Below are 17,354 nucleotides of genomic sequence, written 5' to 3'. Positions count from 1 at the left end.
GTCTCGCCAGCGTCAAAGACCCCGGTAAACGTGACGTGCAGGCAAAAACAATGTGCTCGTTTTCACATACTGCATAAGAATAAATATTCATAAGGTTTGTTCCAAAAATTTCTTAGGTTCTTCTAAAGTTGTTCTTAGCTGGAATGTTACAAGCCTGAAACGGTCTAGTAGGCGCATAAGCCAATTTATTGGCATACCAACACAACGTTCACACCTATGGAGAAGTACCCATGCCTGCAATAAAACCGCTATGGACTAGCGTGCTGTTGGCTGTGGTCTGCGCACAGGCGCAGGCCATGACCCTGTCCGAAGCCATCCAGAGCACCATCGACACCCACCCCGAGCTGCAAGCCAGCATCAACGACCGCCGGGCAAGCAAGGAGCAAGTCGGCGTCGCACAAGGGGGTTACTACCCGGTAGTCGACGCCATCGCCGGTTACGGCCGCGAAGAAACCGACAACCCCACCACCCGCGCGCGCGGCAATGGCCTGAACAGCCACAACAAGGAACAACTCGACTACGGCACCTCGCAGCTGCGCCTGCGGCAAATGCTGTTCGATGGCTTCAACACGCCGAACGAAATTGCCCGCACCGAAGCGGTGGTCAATTCGCGGTCTTATTACATCCAAGGCACCGGTGAAGACCTGGCGCTGCGCACCGTGCAGCTTTACCTCGAAGTGCTGAAACGCCGCGAGATGGTCGACCTGGCCCGCAATAACTTGCAGGCGCACCAACGCATGGGCGATCAGATCAACCTGCGCAGCGAGCGCGGTGTGGGCAGCAACGCCGACTCCGATCAGTCGTCCGCGCGTTTGGCCCTGGCAGCCAACAACCTCTACACCGAGGAAGTGAACCTGCAGGACGCCGAAGCCAATTTCTTCAGTGCCGTTGGCCGTCCGGCCGATGAGCTGGAAATTCCGGCCTCGATCAAAGGCCAGATTCCCGAAGACGTGAACGAAGCGCGCCAGCGCGTGGTGGATAACAACCCCATGCTGAAATCGGCCCAAGCCGACGTGATCGCCGCCGAGAAACAATACGAAGTGGCCAAGTCGCCCTTCTACCCACGTTTCGATGCTGAATTGGCGGCCAACGCCAACAACAACACCGCCGGCGACGAAGGCCATGACAACAACTGGCGAGCGGGCGTGGTGATGACCTACAACCTGCTCAACGGCGGCCGCGACAAGGCCAACCTGCAATCCACCGCCTACCAGATCAACCAGGCGATGGACATCCGCAACAACGCCCTGCGTCAGATCAACGAGAACGTGACCCTGGCCTGGAACGCCCTGCGCAACGCCCGCCTGCAAACGCCGCTGGCCCGTGACTACGCCGACTACACCAAGCGTGTACGCATGGCCTACCAAGACCAATTCGGCCTGGGCCAACGCACCCTGCTTGACCTCCTCGACAGCGAGAACGAACTGTTCACCGCCAACCGTCGTTACGTGGAAGTGCGCTACACCGAGGAATTCTCGATGTACCGCCTGCAATCGGCCATGGGCGAGTTGCTGCGCAAGCAAGGCACCGTGCTGCCCGCCGAAGCGACTGCGCTCAACGAAGTGAAAAGCACCGCGCAACTGCCGTCGATGAAATAAGCGACGGCAGCCAGCCGCCCCACCCCGCCTTTGTAGGAGCGGCTTCAGCCGCGATGCCCTTGATCGTCGAATCCAGAGCATCGCGGCTAATCGGAATGCCGCCCAGCCGCTCCTACAGTGCCGGGGTGGCGCCGGTTCCGGCTGTATCAGTCCTCGGTGAACTCGCTGAATAATTTGTCTGAACCACAGTGGCACAGTGCGATCAGACAGCAGTCAGCCGAGTGCTCAAGGTCTGAATGAGGAGTAGTGAGACTGTGACCACCATGGAACGGACCGGCCCGTCCGGCGACCCGCGTTTAGACCACGATGACCCGCTGCTCGATGGGTTGTTGATTTTGTGCAACCTGCACAACTGTTCGGCCAGCCGTGGCAGTTTGAGTGCCGGCTTGCCGATGCCTGAACAACGTCTGAGCCCCGATTTATTACCTCGCGCTGCAGCCCGCGCCGGCTTGCAAGGCCGTTTGCTGCGCCGTGAATTGAATGCCATTTCCGCCCTTAACCTGCCGGTGCTGTTGGTGCTCAAGGGCGGCCGCTGCGCCGTGCTGCGCGAGTGGCGCGCCGATGGTCAGGCGCTGATTTTGCCCAGCGAGGCCGAAGGCGGCGAGCAATGGGTAAGCCGCGAGTTGCTGCAAGCCGAGTACGCCGGCCAGGCGCTGTTTGCCCGGCCGCGCCATGAACTGGAAGACTTGCGCACACCGCTGGTGCCGCGCGTGGAAGCCTGGTTTCGCGACACCTTGAAACTGTCGCGCTGGCTGTATGCCGACGCCATTCTCGCCAGCCTGCTGATCAACCTGCTGGGCATGATGGTGCCGCTGTTTGTGATGCAGACCTACGACCGCGTGGTGCCCAACCAGGCCATTTCGACCTTGTGGGTGCTGTCCATCGGTTTGCTGTTGGGCACGATGTTCGAATTGCTGCTGCGGGTGCTGCGTTCCCATCTGCTGGATGTCGCCGGCAAGAAAACCGACGTGGTGCTCTCGGCCACCTTGTTCGAGCGCATCACCGGTATGTCGATGAGCGCCCGGCCGGCCAGCGTTGGCGGCTTCGCCCAGAGCATTCACGACTTCCAGGGCCTGCGCGAGTTTCTCACCGCCGTGACCCTGACCAGCATCATCGACCTGCCCTTCGCCCTGCTGATGATTGTGGTGATTGGTCTGCTCGGCGGCTGGATTGTGGTGATTCCCCTGCTGGCCTTTCCCATCACCATTATTTTTGCCCTGATCATTCAGTCGCGCCTGCGCGACACCGTGCAAAAAAGCCTGGCCCTGGGCGCCGAGCGTCAAGCCTTGCTGATCGAAACCCTTAGCGGCCTGGAAACCCTGAAAGCGTGCAGCGCCGAAAGCGAGCGTCAGCACAAATGGGAAACCACCCACGGCGCCATGACCCGCCTCGATGCCCATGCGCGCAACCTATCGGCGCTGGCAACCAACGGCACGCTGTTCCTCCAGCAGTTCTCCGGCATGGCGACGATCATTGCCGGCGTGTACCTGATTATCGACGGCAACCTTAGCGTCGGCGCCCTGGTGGCCTCGTACATGCTCGGCAGCCGCGTGATGGCGCCACTGGGGCAAATTGCCGGGCTGATTACGCGCTACCAACAAGCGCAAATCACCATGCGCAGCACCGACGCCATGATGTCCATGCCGCAGGAGCGCCAAGCCAAACAGCGGCCGCTGGAGCGCACCCAACTCAAGGGCGCGCTGGACATGCACAAGGTCAGCTTTACCTACCCCAACGCCAGCGGCCCTGCCCTGGTCGGCGCCAGCCTGCATATGCAGCCGGGCGAGCGCATCGGCATCATCGGCCGCAGTGGTTCAGGCAAAAGCACCCTGGCGCGGCTGATCATGGGCTTCTACACACCCGAAGAAGGCCAATTGCTGCTGGACGGCCTCGACCTGCGCCAACTCGACGTCGCCGACCTGCGCCACCAGATCGGCTACGTCGCCCACGACCTGCCGCTGCTGTCGGGCAGCCTGCGCGACAACCTCACCCTCGGCGCCCGCTACGTGAGCGATGCACGGATGCTCGAGGTGGCGGAAATGACCGGCGTCAGCGAACTCGCCCGCCAGCATCCGCAAGGCTTCGAGCGCCCGGTGGGTGAACGCGGCCAGTTGCTCTCCGGTGGCCAGCGCCAGGCGGTATTGCTGGCCCGCGCGTTGCTGCTGGACCCGCCGATTCTGGTGCTCGACGAGCCCACCAGCGCCATGGACAACGCCAGCGAAGAAGCGCTGAAAGCCAAGCTGAACACCTGGATTCAAGGCAAAACCGTGCTGCTGATTACCCACCGCACCTCGATGCTCAGCCTGGTCGACCGTCTGGTGGTGCTCGACAACGGCCAAGTGATGGCCGACGGGCCGAAAGACGCGGTTATCGACGCCCTGCGCAAAGGCCGCATCGGCCAGGCCTCGGTGTGACGTCAACTGATGAGTGTTAACGGAAAAAACATGGACCTGAGCCAACCGCCACGCGGGTACTTTTCAAGCCTGCGGCAGAAAAAGCAGGACACCGAGTTCATGCCGGAAGTGGACGGCGTGGTGCGCGAAGATTCGCCCTGGCTGTCGCGCATCACCTTGTGGGTGACCTGCGGCCTGCTGCTCACCGCCCTCGGCTGGGCGCACTTTGCCGTGCTCGATGAAGTGACCACTGGCGAGGGCAAAGCCATTCCCTCAAGCAAGGTGCAGGTGATCCAGAACCTGGAAGGCGGCATCGTCACGGAAATTTTCGTGCGCGAAGGCCAGATGGTGAACAAGGGCGACAAGCTCATGCGCCTGGATGACACGCGGTTTTTATCCAACCGTGGCGAAACCGAAGCTGACCGCATGGCGCTGGTAGCGCGGGTGGAACGGTTGTCTGCCGAAGCCGAAGGCCGGCCCATGCAGCTGTCTGCCGACGTTCTGGAAAAAGCGCCGCAACTGGCCGCCGACGAACTGGCGCTGTACAGCTCGCGGAAAAAACACCTGGAAAGCGAGCAGCGCACCCTCAACGAACAACTGCGGCAGAAAACCCAGGAGCTGGCTGAGTTTCGCTCCAAGGTTGAGCAATACCGCTCCAGCCTCGGCTTGCTGCAGCAAGAGCTGAACATGTCCGAGCCATTGGTGGGCACCGGCGCGATCTCGCCAGTGGAAATTCTGCGCTTGCGCCGCAGCGCCGTGGAAATTCGCGGCTCGCTGAATTCCACCTCGCTGGCCATTCCCCGCGCCGAGGCGGCCATCGACGAAATCAAAAGCAAGATGCAGGAATCCGACCTGGCGTTCCGCTCCGACGCCTCGAAAGAGCTCAACGAAAAGCGCACCGAACTGCAAAAAATCACCGCCACCAGCGTCGCGATTGACGACCGCGTCAGCCGTACCACCGTCACCTCTCCGGTGCACGGCATTATCAAAACGCTGAAGATCAACACCATTGGCGGCGTGGTGCAGCCCGGCAGCGACATGCTGGAAATTGTGCCGCTGGAAGACAACCTGCTGATCGAAGCGCGGGTGCGCCCGCAAGACGTCGCGTTCCTGCACCCCGGCCAAAGCGCCATGGTCAAGTTCACCGCTTACGACTACACGATTTACGGCGGGCTGAAAGCCAAGCTGGAACTGATCAGCGCCGACACCGTGACCGACGACAAGGGCAACAGCTTCTACCTGATCCAGGTGCGCACCGACAAAAACCACCTGGGCACCGATGAGCATCCGCTGCTGATTATTCCCGGCATGGTGGCCAACGTCGGCATCATTACCGGGCATAAAAGCGTGCTGGATTACCTGCTTAAACCCGTGCTCAAAGCCCGTTCCGAAGCGATGCGCGAGCGCTAAGGCGCCCCGCTCGCCTGGCGGTTACGGCCGCCACACCGCCGCGTCGATATTCAGTTTTTTCGGCAACAAGCGATTGGCCAGAAACAGGTCGGCGGTCGCCTGCTGCGCCTGCACGATCTCGGCGCTGACCGCCATCGGCGGCGACGGCGGACGATGGCTGAAGGTGCGTTCGATCACCGCTGGCTGCAAGCCCATAAAGCTGGAAAGCAGCGCAATGCTGGCGGCTTTGTCAGTACGGGTCAGCGCTTCGGCTTTGCCCAGTTCATCCAGCAACGGCGGAATAAACTGCGGGTTCGCCTCGGTATAAGGCCGCGCCGCCAGGAAGAAGGGCCCAATCAGGCCAAGCCCTTCGCCATTGGCCAGCAGGCGTGCCTTGCCTTCCAGTTCGAGCGCTGAATAGTACGGATCCCAAATCACCCAGGCGTCGACGCTGCCCTGCTCGAACGCCGCGCGGGCGTCGGCGGGCGACAGGTACACCGGCTGAATATCGCTAAATGCCAGGCCGGCTTTGTTCAGCGCCCGCAGCAGCAAGTTGTGCGAGCTGGAGCCTTTCTGAAAGGCGACTTTTTTGCCCTTTAGCTCGGCCACGCTGTGAATCGGGCTGGCATTGCCGACCACAATCACCTCGGCTTGCGGCTTGGCCGGCTCGGCGGCGATATAGAGCAAATCGGCGCCAGCCGCCTGGGCGAACAGCGGCGGAATATCGCCGGTGGAACCGACGTCCAGCGCGCCGATATTCAACGCTTCGAGCATCTGCGGGCCGGCCGGAAATTCAATCCATTTGATTTGCGTGTTGGCAAAGCGCTGCTCCAGCAGCTTGTGCTCTTTGGCCAACACCAGACTCGCCGAGCCCTTCTGATAGCCGATGCGCAGCGTGGCCGGATCGGCCAACGCCAATTGACAGCATGCGGCGAGCAGCCACAGCGCGGTAAAACGGTTTAATAGGCGCATGTCATTCCCAGTCGGTGGACGGTTTTTCCCAGAGGTTGATTCCGCCTTCAACGGCGTAGCGGTCGATCTCGGCCAGCTCCTCGGCGCTAAAGGCCAGGTTGTTCAGCGCCGCGACGTTTTCCACGATCTGCTCAGGATGGCTGGCGCCGATCAGGGCCGAGGTCACGCGTGGGTCGCGCAGGGTCCAGGCCAAGGCCAGTTGCGCCAGGCTTTGGCCACGGCGCTTAGCGATTTCATTCAGCGCGCGGGCGCGTTCGATGTTGGCTTCGGACAAATGCTCGGGACGCAGCGAGGCGCCGCCCGGCCGGTTTACGCGCGAATCTTGCGGCACGCCGTTGAGGTATTTGTCGCTGAGCAAGCCCTGGGCCAGGGCGGTGAACACGATCACGCCCGCGCCCACCTCGTCGGTGGCATCGAGCAAGTCTTTTTCGATCCAGCGATTGAGCAAGTTGTACGCCGGCTGGTGAATCAGCAGCGGCACCTGGCGCTCGCGCAGCAAGGCAGTAATCTCGCGGGTTTTGCCCGCCGAATACGACGAGATGCCGATGTACAACGCCTTGCCCTGCTCAACGATGCTGGCCAGCGCGCCGGCTGTTTCTTCCAACGGCGTGTGCGGGTCGAAGCGGTGCGAATAGAAGATGTCGACGTAATCCAGGCCCAAGCGCTGCAGGCTTTGGTCGAGGCTGGAAATCAGGTACTTGCGCGAGCTGCCGCCTTGGCCGTACGGGCCGGGCCACATGTCCCAGCCGGCCTTGGTGGAAATGATCAGCTCGTCGCGGTGCGCGGCGAAATCTTCCTTGAGCAGGCGACCGAAATTGGTTTCGGCGCTGCCGTAGGGCGGACCGTAGTTGTTGGCCAGGTCGAAGTGATTGATGCCCAGATCGAACGCCGTGCGCAGCAACGCGCGCTGGGTGGAAATAGGCGTGGCATCGCCGAAGTTGTGCCACAGGCCGAGGGACAGCGCCGGCAACACCAGGCCGCTGCGGCCGACGCGGCGATAGGGCATGGAATGGTAGCGGTCGGGGTTGGCGAGGTAGGTCATGGGTCGTCTCTTGGTTTCAGGAATCGAGGCTGAAAAACGGATTCACCGGCCGAGTCAGGCCTAGGTGCTCACGCAGGGTGCTGCCCTGATACTGAGTGCGAAACAAGCCTCGCCGTTGCAGCTCCGGCACAACAAAACGGGCGACGTCTTCCAACCCGGCCGGCAAGTGCGGCACCAACACGTTGAAGCCATCCGCCGCGCCGCCTTCGAACCAGGCCTGCAATTCATCGGCGATGTCGCTGCCGGTGCCGATCAGGCTGTAGTGCCCTCGCCCGCCAGCAATGCGCCGGCCCAGTTGCGCCAGGCTCAGGTTCTCGGCGCCGGCCAGTTCGGTGAGCAATTTCTGCCGGCTCTGCTGACCGTTTTCGGTGAGCGGTAACTCGGGCAGCGGGCCGTCCAGCGGATAGCCCGACAAGTCAAAATTGCCCAACATGCGTCCCAGCAAGGCGACGCCCACCTGGGGCTCCACCAGTTCCTGAAACTGCTCGAATTTCTCCTGCGCTTCGTCACGGCTCTGGCCGACCACGACAAACACGCCGGGCATGATTTTCAGCGCGTCGGGCTCGCGGCCAAAGGCGGCCATGCGCCCTTTTACGTCGGCATAAAACGCCTGCGCTTTGGCCAACGAGGTTTGCGCGGTGAACACCACTTCCGCCGTTTCCGCCGCCAGGGCGCGACCGGTTTCCGAAGAACCGGCCTGCACGATTACCGGCCGACCTTGCGGCGAGCGGGCGACGTTAAGCGGACCGCGCACACTGAAGTGCTCGCCGCTGTGGTTAAGCACGTGCAGCTTGACCGGGTCGTAGAACTGGCCGGACTGTTTGTTCTGCACAAAGGCATCGTCGGCCCAGCTGTCCCACAGGCCGGTAACCACCTGATGGAATTCGCGGGCGCGGGCGTAGCGTTCGGCGTGGGGAATATGCGCGTCACGGCCAAAATTGAAGGCCTCGGCGGCGGCGTCGGAAGTGACCAGATTCCAGCCCGAACGGCCGCCCGACAAGTGATCCAGCGAGGCGAATTTACGCGCCACGTGGTACGGCTCGTTGTAGCTGGTGGTGACCGTGCTGATCAGCCCGATACGCTCGGTTACTGCACTGAGCGCGGCCAGCAACGTCAGCGGCTCGAAGTACACCGAACGCGAGGTGTGGCTGGCGATGTCGTCGGTGCTGGCGGCCACGCTGTCGGCAACAAAGACCGCATCGAAACAGGCCGCTTCGGCGATTTGTGCGGTGCGTTTGTAGCTGGCGAAATCCAGCGGATTGGCCTGCACGTCAGGGTGGCGCCAGGCGGCGATGTGGTGCCCGCCGGCCATCAAGAAAGCGCCAAGGCTGAGTTGGCGGGTGGGGGTGGTCATGGGTTTGGGTTTCCTGGTGGTGCTTTTTGGGTTGTTTAAGGGCAAGGGCATCGCGGCTGAAGCCGCTCCTACAGGGGTGGTACGGCGGTCTCGCATCAAACATCCGTCATCCTCGCGCACGCGGGGATCCAGAGTTTTGTGACGAGCACCGTTCGACGGGCCATTCTGGATCCCGAATCGTCGGACCGCCGCGTGCGCGAGGATGACGGTGGGTTTTTTCAAAAGCGGTGGTTAAAGCGGCGGTTAAACCTCAAAAATCCTTCCGCACCTCAACCCCAAAGTACCGCTCATCATCCCTCGGCACCGAGCGATACACGTAGTCAGCGCCGCTGTACGCCAGCCCATTCGAGTAGCGCCTACGGGGGGTTGTCGGAAACGAATTTCTTTGCCCATACATCCGTCATCCTCGCGCACGCGGGGATCCAGAATTTTGTGACGAGCACCGTTCGACGGGCCATTCTGGATCCCCGCTTTCGCGAGGATGACGGTGGTTTTTTTCAAAGTAATGGTCAGGCTCGAACCTCAAAAGTCTTTGCGCACCTCAACCCCAAAGTACCGCTCATCATCCCTCGGCACCGAGCGGTACACGTAGTTGGCGCCGCTATACGCCAGTCCATTCGAGTAGCTCTTGTCCGCCAAGTTTTTACCCAGCACCGCCACACGCCAGCCGTCGTTGTAGTCGGCCAATGCCACGCTGGCGTTCCAGATGCCGTAGGCGCCCTGGATGGTGTTGGCGTTCTGGTCGAGGCTGTATTGCACGTGGTCTTGCCAGGCGTAGTCGGTGCTCAGTTCGATATCCAGGCCGTTGTCGAGCGGGATGGTGTAGTCGCCGCGTACGTACGTTTTCCAGTCCGGGCTGTAGGGCAGCGGTTTGCCGTTGATGTCGCACGAGGCGGCGGCGCCGACCGGGCAGCTGAATTCGTCAACGCGCGCTTTGGTGTAGGCCACGGCGCCGGAGAATTTCAGTTGGCTGGTGGCCTGCAGGCTCACATCCAGCTCCACGCCTTCGGTTTTCACGCTGCCGGCGTTGATCAGGCGGGTTACCACGGCGCCGGCCACCACGTCGTAGAAGTTGGCCTGGTAGTTGTCGTATTCGGTGTGGAAAGCAGCCAGGTTGGCGGTCAGGCGGTTGTTGAAGGCGGTGCTTTTCAGGCCCACTTCCCAGGAGTTGGAGGTTTCCGGTTTCAACGCTTCGGTGTCACGCGGCTGCATGTTGAAGAACACGTTGTAGGCCGGGCCTTTGTAGCCGCGCGAGTAGGTGATGTAGCTGGTCAGGTTGTCGTTGATGTCGTACTGGAAGCCGGCGCGACCGGTGAAGCCGTCTTCGTCCACCGAGCCGTTGCTGGCGTAGCTCGGCTGAATGCCGGTGGCGGCAGCGGTTGATACACGCTGGTGTTTGTATTCCAGGTCGTCGTGGGTCCAGCGCAGGCCGAGGATGCCGCGAAAGTCTTCGGTGAAGTTGAAGGTGTTTTCACCGAATACCGCGTAGCTGTCGTTGGTGGCTTCGTAGTCGGCGCGGCCGCGCTGGGTGACGAAGCTGACCGGCGTGACGGCGCGCTGGTAGGTCTCTTCACTTTTGCCGTGCATGTAAAAGGCGCCGAGCAAGTATTCGTTGAACTCGCCTTTGGGCGAGGCCAGGCGAAGTTCTTGCGAGTATTGGTCGTAGTCGAGCTGACCTTTGTCGTGGGACTGCGGGAAGCCGACCGCCACTTGCGCCAGGCGGTCGCCGTCCTGGTATTGGGTGTTGTTCCAGCCGCGCCAGGCGGTGATAGACGTCAGCGTGTAATCGCCGAGGCTCCAGTCCACCTGGCCAGACAAGCCTTGGTTGCGATCGTAGACGCGGGTGTTGAAGTCGCTGTTGATGCTGCGGTTGTGGTCGCTGGGGCTGACGCTGCTGCCCAGAGCGGTGCCAAACGCGGGGCTGGCTTGGGTGATGACGCCGTTGGGAATGGTGTCTTTGCCGTCGGTGTAGTCGGCGATCAGCGTGACCTTTACGTCGTCGTTCGGCTCGATTTCCAGCTTGCCGCGCGCGCCTTTGCGGTCGTAGCCGTTGACGTCATGGCCGTTGTATTCGTTTTCGACGTTGCCGTCGTACTTGCCCAGCAAGGTGGTGAGCGAGCCTTTCACCGTGTCGGTCAGGCGCCCACCAATACCAAAGCGCAGGCGGTTTTCGCTGCCGCCGCCAAAGTGCGAGTAGTCGACGTAGCCGTGGGTTTCCTCCGGCGCCGCTTTACTGACGATGTTCAGCACGCCGGCCGAGGCGTTTTTGCCGAACAGCGTGCCTTGTGGGCCGCGCAGCACTTCGATGCGTTCCAGGTCGAGCAGGTCGAGGGTCGACTGGCCAGGGCGGCCGAGCACCACGCCGTCGATCACGGTGGCCACGGTTGGCTCAATGCCCGGCGAGGTGGTGATGGTGCCCACGCCACGGATAAACAACGAGGTGTCTTTGTTCGACGCGCCACTGCGGTAGTTGAGCGTGGGCACCTGCTGCACGATGCTCGACACGTTGTTGCGGTTGTCGCGCTCCAGTTGCTCGCCATCGACCACCGACACCGCGACCGGCACCTTTTGCAGCGACTCTTCGCGGCGGGTGGCGGTGACCGTAACGGTGCTCAGGGTGGGCGCTTGTTCGGCGCTTTCGGTTTGTTCAGACGGCTCGGCGGCAACGCTGTACTGGCCCAGCGCGGCGAGCAGTACGGCCACGGCCAACGGGCTGCGACGTGGAAAAGCGGATGGTGCGGTGTTCATGGTGGACTGCCCCTTTCAAGACCCAGACGTGGCCCACTGCTGCGGTGGGCTCTGTGGAGCGCTGTCGGTGTCTGGTCTCGCTCGTACGAGTGGCAGTGCGTGGCGACAGCGCGGCGCTTGTTAGCGCTAACATCGCCAGTATCAGCGGGGCGTTTATAGACCGTCAAATACTAATAAATTACTTTTATATTCCATAAAGTGATTTAGTGCAGATCTTTTGTTAGCGCTACCAAATGCAGTAAGGTGGCCGCCACTCTCCTCGCCCAGGATCGGCTTCTACCGTGAGCAGCGACAAAGAAACCACCCGCAAACGCCGTGGCGCCGGGCGCGTGACGTTAAGCACCGTGGCTAAGCAGGTGGGTGTTTCGGCCATTACCGTGTCGCGCTATTTCAACCAGCCGGAACAGGTATCGCCGGAGCTGCGCGAGCGCATTCAAGCGGTGGTCGCCGAGTTGGGCTATGTGCCCAATCTGGTGGCCGGCGGGCTGGCTTCAGCCCGTGGGCGCATCGTCGGCATGGTGGTGCCAAACATCTCCGGGCCGATCTTTGCCAACACCATTCAGGGCTTCAGCGACACCCTGGCCGCGCACGGGTATCAGTTGCTGTTGGCCTCCAGTTATTTCTCGGAAGACCAGGAAGAAAACGCCGTGCGGGCGTTTCTCGGTTGGTCGCCGGCGGCACTGGTGGTGACCAGCCATTTCCACTCGCCGGGCACCGACAAAATGCTCGCCGAGGCGGATATTCCGGTGGTGGAAATCTGGGATTACCAGCCCGAGCGCAGCCCCATGCAGGTCGGCTTTTTGCACCACGACGTGGGCGTACGCGCCGCGCGCTATTTGCTCGACAAGGGCTACCAGCGCATCGCCTTCGTGCAGAACAGCGCAGCCGGCGACTTCAGCGCCCTGGAACGCCGCGACGGCTACGCGCAAACCCTGCGCGAAGCCGGCCGCGAACCCTGGTTTTTCGTGCCCAGCAGCGACGCCACGCCCTTCGAAGGCGGCAAGCAGGCGATGGACGCGCTGATGAACCGCACCCCGCGCCCCGACGCCATCATTTTCGCCAACGACAACGTCGCCGCCGGCGGCCTGCTCGCCGGCCAGCGCGCGGGTTTGCGCATTCCCCAAGACTGCGCCGTGGTCGGCTTTGGCGATTACGCCTTCGCCGAAATGCTGCTGCCGAGCCTGACCACCATCAAACCGCCCGCCCGGCAAATTGGCGAAGTGGCAGCGCGGCGGGTGTTACAGGCGCTTGGAGTGATCGAGGGAGATGAGCCGTTGCAGCAATTGAATTTGCTGGAATGTGAACTGGTGGAGCGGGAAAGCGCTTAAAATGCGCGGCCTTGTTGATGCTGATTCGGGACCACCGTTGGTGCGTCTAGCCTGGATCCCGAATCGTCGGACCGCCGCCTGCGCGAGGATGACGGTGGTGGGTGAGTTGACTCCGTCATCCTCGCGAAGGCGGGGATCCAGTATCTTGCATGTAACGCCGCCTCAAGCTAACCGCAGCCTCCCCGATTGGAACCCCCCGCTCAATGCACGCCCGCACCCTCATGTCCCTCCCCCTGCTCGCCCTCGCCCTTGGCGGTTTTGTAGTCGGCAGCAGTGAATTCATCATCATGGGCTTGCTGCCCGAACTCGCTGCCGACCTGAATGTGAGCCTGGCGAACGCCGGCCTGCTGGTCAGCGCCTATGCCCTGGGCGTAGTAGTCGGCGCGCCATTGCTGGGGCCGATGCTCGACCGCGCACCCAGACGCCAGGCGGTGATCGCGCTGATGTTTATGTACACGCTGGGCAACCTGGCCTGCGCCCTGGCGCCGGATTATCACTGGCTGCTGGCCGCGCGCCTCGCTACAGCCATAAGTCACGCGGGCTTCTTTGGCTGCGCCACCCTGCTCGCCCGCGACCTGGCGCCGCCCCATCGCCAGGCCTCGGCCATGGCCATGGTGATCAGCGGCCTGACCATCGCCAATGTGCTCGGCGTGCCGCTCGGTGCCTGGCTGGGGCAAACCACGAACTGGCGCGTGACGTTTTTTGTAGTGGCCGGTATCGGGGCGCTGACGGTGATCGCGCAATTTATCTGGCTGCCGCCCACTGCCCGCCCGGTGCGCAGCGCGAGCGGCAGCTGGAGCGGCATCTTCCGCCGCCCGGTGTTGCATACCTTGCTGGTGTGCAGCCTGACGTCGGTGTCGCTGTTTACCGTGTTCACCTATATCAGCCCGTTTCTGCGGGAAGTCACCGGCTTTACCCCAGACCAAAGCAACGGCGCGCTGTTGCTGATGGGCGTCGGTTTGACCCTGGGCAACGTGCTTGGCGGGCGCCTGGCTGATCGCGGTGTGCAGCGCGCGGTGCCGATGGCCTTGGCCTGCGGAGCGCTGATGGTGTTGGGCTTGTACCTGTTTGGGCAGTGGCAACTGCCGACCCTGGCGATTCTGCTGTGCTGGGGCATCGCCACCTTTGCGGTGTCGACGCCGCTGCAACTGTTGCTGGTGGAGCAAGCGGGCGAATCGGCCAGCCTGGCCGCCACGCTGAGCCACGCGGCGTTCAACTTGGGCAACGCAGCAGGCGCCTGGTTTGGCGGTTTGTGGTTAAGCGCGCACCTGGGCTTGCCGCTGCTGCCGGTGTTCGGCGTGTTGCTGCTGGCGCTCAACTTCGCCGTGGCCTGGTGGCTGCCACGGCTCAAAGCGGTGCCGCACGACATTCCGCTGCATTAATCGACGGCGGCGCGGCGGCTGGCGCTGGGAATCAGGTCGAGCAACAAGGCCAGCACCACCGCCGCCCCGCCGATGACAAACAGCAGCGTGTAGTTGCCGTGACTCAGGGCGTACAAGTACGAGTAGGCATAACCGGCCAGCGCCTGGAACAGCGCAAAGGCTGTGGTGGCGCGGCTCCAGGCGTGGTTCTGCGCGCTTAGGTCGCCCGGCAGCAAATGCTGAATGCGGCCCAGGTTGACCGGCACGATGCCGGGTGGGAACGAGCCGATCACCAACACCGCTGCTACCAAGGCCGGCACGCTGTGGTCCAGCGCCAACAAGGCAATCGCCAGCGCCTGAATACCGAGCACCACGCGGCTGGTGGTGGCAAAACCGATGCGGTCGGCCAACGCGCCGTACACCATCGGCCCCAGAATCGCGCCAATGCCATACACCACCCACACCATCGCGCCCCAATGTGCGCCCCACTGCAGGCCGCGCGCCACGTAGTCGACCAGAAACACCATCATCGGCACCAAGGCCACGGCCATCAGCGCGTATTGGGCGTAGAGCAGTTTCATGGCGGTCGGCGTTTTGCTTTCTGCGCCGGCGGCAATCACCGGCGTTGGCGTCGCCACGGTCGGCCAGCCGCTCCAGCTCACGGCGGTGAGCACGGCAGACAGCACACCGAGGCCGATCCAGGTTTGTTGCAGGCCGAGGTTCAGCAGCAGCGGCACCAAGGTGCCCGAGGCGGCGATGCCTAGGCCCAGACCCAGGAAAATCGCGCCGCTGGCCAGGCCTTTGCGCGCACCGGGAATAAACGGCAGCACGCTGGTGGCGGCCAACACCATGATCGCGCCGCCCGCCAGCCCGGAAACAAAGCGCCAGGCAAAGAACCACAGCACCGACACCGGAAAGGCGCAGGCCAGAAACGCCAGCGAGGCGAACAGCATCATCACCCGCAGCGTCCATGGCCCACCGAGGCGGCGCGCGATAGGCCTACCGCTAAGCGCCCCGGCCAGGTAACCGACCAGGTTCGCAGCGCCGAGGTACATCACGTCATTGGCGGCGAACCACTGCGCTTCGATCAGCGAGGGAATCAAGGGCGTGTAGGCGAAACGCGCCAAGCCGATGCCGACCAGGCTGGCGCACAGGCCGGCGATAATCGCGTGCATCACGCTGGGTTGGCGGGGGCCGCTGTCGAGGTGGGTGACGCTGGCTTCACTGGTCATGTGTGGCTCGCTTGGCAAAAGGCTGATCGGCTGTCCACGCCATCTTTGACATACCTGTCATGATTGCTAGTGTTGTGAGCAACGAAGCGCCTGTCAAGGCATTATTGACACACCTGTCAAACAAGAGTGAAATTGCCGCCATGGCCGGAATACGACAATTCAACGAAGACCAAACCCTCGAACGCGCCCTGGAAGTTTTCTGGCGTAAAGGCTTCGGCGCGACCTCGATGCCCGAACTCGCCGAAGCCACTGGCGTGCAACGTGGCTCGCTGTACAACGCCTACGGCGACAAGCAAGGCTTGTTTCTCGCGGTATTCGCTCGCTACAAAGCGGGCTTTCTCGCCACTGCCGGCGAAACCCTGACCTCCCCCGACACCCGCGAAGCGCTCAAAGCCTTTTTCACCTTTGCCATTGCCTCGATGAAATCCGGCGAAGCGGCACGCGGCTGTTTGTCGACCAAAACCACGGTGGATGAAAACGCCAGCGCCGAACCCATCCGCGAGGTGCTGCGCGGCATGGTCGACGGGCTGGAAGGTTTGCTCGCAGAGCGCCTGAGCCAGGCCACCGAGCCGCTGGCGTTGCCCATTGAAGACGCCGCGCGGCTGCTGGTGACGCTCACGCGCGGCATCGTCGTCATCGAACGTCTGTACCCGGACACCGCGCGGTTGCAGGCCACGGCGGATACGCTGGTGGACCTGATCGTGCCCGCTGGCGCCTGATTTCACGCGTACGCCACAGCCGAAGCCTTGCGCAGGTTGTATTGGGCGATCAAGCGCATCACGTAACCGATCTTCAGCGCCGTTGGGCCGAGAATCACACCGGCGTGGGCGGCGACCAGCGTGGGCAGATTCAAACTGCCCTCGTAGCCGTAGGCGACGAACACACCGACCAGCAACACCACCAGGCCCGCCATCAGCAATTGGTTGGACAGGTGCATCACGTTTTTCGGGCTGCTCAGGTAGGCAAACATGGGTGAATCCTCCGAGTGAACGCCGGAAAGGCTTTCCGTTGCGTACCTAGGACTAATCAGAATGCGTGCCACATTTTTTATTGATCAAAATCAATAGATTAGCCGTTAGCGCAGTCACAACGACTCACCCTGAGTGCGAGTCAATTTGACCGTGCGAAGTCATATGGACCCCGCTAATCGGCGCGCAAAACCTCACCTATACTCCTTCCACTGCCCTCCTACGGACGTCGCCATGCTGCCCCGAATAGTCGGTTTGTTGCTGGCCCTGCTCGGCGCCAGCGCGTTGGCTGCCCCGCCTGTTTTTGATTTGTACATTCCCGACGCCATGCCGCTGGCCGCCCCTAACGACCCGTTGGGCCACGGACTGGTGGGCGACGCCGTGCTGGAAGCGGCAGCGCTGGCCGGCTACCGGGTGAACATCGTTTCCGAGCCGTGGCTGCGGGCGCAGAAGCGCGTGCGGGAGGGGAAAAATTTATTGATTCTGCCGCTGTCGAGAACGCCGGGGCGGGAAACCCAATACACCTGGATCGCCTCCGTACTGCCGCTGCCCCGGGCGTTTTTCACCTTTAGTCAGCCGCTGCAGAACTTCGAACAGGCGCGCACCGAGTACAAGCGCATCGGCGTGGGCATTGGTTCAGCACAGGAGGAAATTCTGCTCAGCCAAGGGTTCAGCCGCGAGCAGATTTATCCGCTGCAACTGGGCGATAAGCCGCTTCGGCTGCTCGAGTTAAAACGCATCGACGCCTGGTTCACCACCGTGCCCGAAGGCCAGTTCGCCTGGAACCGCAACACCCGCGATCCTTTGCTGATGAGCCCGGAAATGGCGACCACAGAAATGTACCTGGCGTGTTCAAAAACCTGCGACGCCACGGTGATCAAACGCATGCGCGCCGCCATTGCCAAGCTGCGCGCCAATGGCAGCGTCGAGCGCATCCGCGAGCGCTATATGAACCCGCCGACGAAATAG

13 protein-coding genes are annotated in these 17,354 nt (G+C 62.3%); 7 read left to right on the top strand and 6 right to left on the bottom strand.

What is annotated here, in order from left to right; translation table 11 throughout:
• Positions 1 to 230 precede the first annotated feature (230 nt).
• From AC0IW7_RS09445 to AC0IW7_RS09435, 3 genes are all read left to right on the top strand, one after another.
• The gene (locus AC0IW7_RS09445; RefSeq protein WP_122498511.1) at positions 231 to 1,598 is read left to right on the top strand and encodes a TolC family outer membrane protein; all 1,368 of its coding nucleotides are present in this window, start codon (positions 231 to 233) and stop codon (positions 1,596 to 1,598) included.
• A 263-nt stretch (positions 1,599 to 1,861) separates the two neighbouring features.
• A complete protein-coding gene (locus AC0IW7_RS09440; RefSeq protein WP_471817472.1) occupies positions 1,862 to 4,012 on the top strand; it encodes a type I secretion system permease/ATPase in 2,151 nt (716 codons plus the stop codon).
• Between the two features lie 30 nt (positions 4,013 to 4,042).
• Positions 4,043 to 5,401 carry an HlyD family type I secretion periplasmic adaptor subunit gene (locus AC0IW7_RS09435; RefSeq protein ID WP_122498507.1) on the top strand — a complete coding sequence of 453 codons (1,359 nt, stop codon included), beginning with the start codon at positions 4,043 to 4,045 and terminating at the stop codon, positions 5,399 to 5,401.
• A gap of 21 nt (positions 5,402 to 5,422) precedes the next feature.
• Here AC0IW7_RS09435 and AC0IW7_RS09430 read toward each other — a convergent pair whose 3' ends face one another.
• The 4 genes from AC0IW7_RS09430 to AC0IW7_RS09415 all read right to left on the bottom strand — a co-directional run bounded on the left by AC0IW7_RS09430 (position 5,423) and on the right by AC0IW7_RS09415 (position 11,496).
• Positions 5,423 to 6,352 (bottom strand): aliphatic sulfonate ABC transporter substrate-binding protein, encoded by a 930-nt coding sequence (locus AC0IW7_RS09430; protein ID WP_471817389.1) that lies wholly within the window; start codon positions 6,350 to 6,352, stop codon positions 5,423 to 5,425.
• A gap of 1 nt (position 6,353) precedes the next feature.
• Positions 6,354 to 7,394 carry an L-glyceraldehyde 3-phosphate reductase gene (gene mgrA, locus AC0IW7_RS09425; RefSeq protein ID WP_471817387.1) on the bottom strand — a complete coding sequence of 347 codons (1,041 nt, stop codon included), beginning with the start codon at positions 7,392 to 7,394 and terminating at the stop codon, positions 6,354 to 6,356.
• A 16-nt stretch (positions 7,395 to 7,410) separates the two neighbouring features.
• Positions 7,411 to 8,748 (bottom strand): LLM class flavin-dependent oxidoreductase, encoded by a 1,338-nt coding sequence (locus AC0IW7_RS09420; protein WP_471817385.1) that lies wholly within the window; start codon positions 8,746 to 8,748, stop codon positions 7,411 to 7,413.
• Positions 8,749 to 9,270: 522 nt separating this feature from the next.
• Entirely contained in the window at positions 9,271 to 11,496 is a 2,226-nt protein-coding gene (locus AC0IW7_RS09415) for a TonB-dependent receptor (RefSeq protein ID WP_471817383.1), read from the bottom strand.
• A gap of 281 nt (positions 11,497 to 11,777) precedes the next feature.
• Between AC0IW7_RS09415 and AC0IW7_RS09410 the strand changes: the two genes are divergently transcribed.
• Together AC0IW7_RS09410 and AC0IW7_RS09405 are read left to right on the top strand one after the other, a co-directional pair.
• On the top strand, positions 11,778 to 12,824 hold the full coding sequence (locus AC0IW7_RS09410) for a LacI family DNA-binding transcriptional regulator (protein WP_471817381.1): 1,047 nt from the start codon (positions 11,778 to 11,780) through the stop codon (positions 12,822 to 12,824).
• A gap of 221 nt (positions 12,825 to 13,045) precedes the next feature.
• On the top strand, positions 13,046 to 14,206 hold the full coding sequence (locus AC0IW7_RS09405) for an MFS transporter (RefSeq protein WP_471817379.1): 1,161 nt from the start codon (positions 13,046 to 13,048) through the stop codon (positions 14,204 to 14,206).
• Here AC0IW7_RS09405 and AC0IW7_RS09400 read toward each other — a convergent pair.
• Positions 14,203 to 15,417, bottom strand: a complete 1,215-nt coding sequence (locus AC0IW7_RS09400) for a YbfB/YjiJ family MFS transporter (protein WP_471817377.1) — start codon at positions 15,415 to 15,417, stop codon at positions 14,203 to 14,205. The genes AC0IW7_RS09405 and AC0IW7_RS09400 overlap by 4 nt on opposite strands.
• Positions 15,418 to 15,557: 140 nt before the next feature.
• On the opposite strand from AC0IW7_RS09400, the gene AC0IW7_RS09395 reads away from it, so the two are divergent.
• Entirely contained in the window at positions 15,558 to 16,136 is a 579-nt protein-coding gene (locus AC0IW7_RS09395; RefSeq protein ID WP_471817375.1) for a TetR/AcrR family transcriptional regulator, read from the top strand.
• Between the two features lie 2 nt (positions 16,137 to 16,138).
• Here the strand turns inward: AC0IW7_RS09395 and AC0IW7_RS09390 are convergent, their stop codons facing one another.
• Entirely contained in the window at positions 16,139 to 16,387 is a 249-nt protein-coding gene (locus AC0IW7_RS09390; protein ID WP_471817373.1) for a transmembrane sensor/regulator PpyR, read from the bottom strand.
• A 232-nt stretch (positions 16,388 to 16,619) separates the two neighbouring features.
• On the opposite strand from AC0IW7_RS09390, the gene AC0IW7_RS09385 reads away from it, so the two are divergent.
• Positions 16,620 to 17,354: a substrate-binding periplasmic protein gene (locus AC0IW7_RS09385; protein WP_471817372.1), complete on the top strand. Its 735-nt coding sequence runs from the start codon at positions 16,620 to 16,622 to the stop codon at positions 17,352 to 17,354.

This window comes from Pseudomonas sp. AC229 (assembly GCF_979254655.1).
Note: the sequence above shows the minus strand (reverse complement) of the source record. Positions and strands in the feature narration are given on the sequence as shown.

Bases quoted from the DNA above. Each gene is read 5' to 3' on its own strand.
- AC0IW7_RS09435 (WP_122498507.1), top strand. From the start codon at position 4,043: ATGGACCTGAGCCAACCGCCACGCGGGTACTTTTCAAGCCTGCGGCAG.
- AC0IW7_RS09415 (WP_471817383.1), bottom strand. From the start codon at position 11,496: ATGAACACCGCACCATCCGCTTTTCCACGTCGCAGCCCGTTGGCCGTG.
- mgrA (WP_471817387.1), bottom strand. From the start codon at position 7,394: ATGACCTACCTCGCCAACCCCGACCGCTACCATTCCATGCCCTATCGC.
- AC0IW7_RS09400 (WP_471817377.1), bottom strand. From the start codon at position 15,417: ATGACCAGTGAAGCCAGCGTCACCCACCTCGACAGCGGCCCCCGCCAA.
- AC0IW7_RS09390 (WP_471817373.1), bottom strand. From the start codon at position 16,387: ATGTTTGCCTACCTGAGCAGCCCGAAAAACGTGATGCACCTGTCCAAC.
- AC0IW7_RS09385 (WP_471817372.1), top strand. From the start codon at position 16,620: ATGCTGCCCCGAATAGTCGGTTTGTTGCTGGCCCTGCTCGGCGCCAGC.
- AC0IW7_RS09420 (WP_471817385.1), bottom strand. From the start codon at position 8,748: ATGACCACCCCCACCCGCCAACTCAGCCTTGGCGCTTTCTTGATGGCC.
- AC0IW7_RS09445 (WP_122498511.1), top strand. From the start codon at position 231: ATGCCTGCAATAAAACCGCTATGGACTAGCGTGCTGTTGGCTGTGGTC.
- AC0IW7_RS09395 (WP_471817375.1), top strand. From the start codon at position 15,558: ATGGCCGGAATACGACAATTCAACGAAGACCAAACCCTCGAACGCGCC.
- AC0IW7_RS09440 (WP_471817472.1), top strand. From the start codon at position 1,862: ATGGAACGGACCGGCCCGTCCGGCGACCCGCGTTTAGACCACGATGAC.
- AC0IW7_RS09405 (WP_471817379.1), top strand. From the start codon at position 13,046: ATGTCCCTCCCCCTGCTCGCCCTCGCCCTTGGCGGTTTTGTAGTCGGC.
- AC0IW7_RS09430 (WP_471817389.1), bottom strand. From the start codon at position 6,352: ATGCGCCTATTAAACCGTTTTACCGCGCTGTGGCTGCTCGCCGCATGC.